Origin of the sequence: Pollutimonas rozaliensis (assembly GCF_048751585.1) — a bacterium.
Lineage (GTDB): Bacteria > Pseudomonadota > Gammaproteobacteria > Burkholderiales > Burkholderiaceae_B.
Map to the genome: position 1 here is coordinate 1 of NZ_JAZHOB010000202.1, position 260 is coordinate 260.

General features: G+C 49.2%; 1 protein-coding gene. It reads right to left on the reverse strand.

Features of this window, described 5'->3' with window-relative positions:
* A partial coding sequence (locus tag V0R37_RS22585) for a fimbrial protein (RefSeq protein WP_420376621.1) occupies positions 1-197 on the reverse strand: 197 nt, incomplete at its 3' end.
* Positions 198-260: the final 63 nt, after the last annotated feature.

The window sequence follows — 260 nt, forward strand, 5'->3', positions numbered from 1 at the left end:
TGGCAAAAGATTTGCGTCGAAAGATCCACGACCAGGTTTTGCCCCACATTCACGACGGGCGCAAGGTTTACATAAACATTGGCGCTGCCACCGCCAATAGGGATAGCGGTACCATTGGCGGTTTTACAGGCGAATGACCAGGCATTTACCGACCAGCCCATCAGCAGTACAGCAAACAGGGTAATAACTCGTTTCATTACAATCATCTCTTCGGGTTCAGCTGTAGGTATAGGTGATGCTAATCACTGCCTGAATGGTTC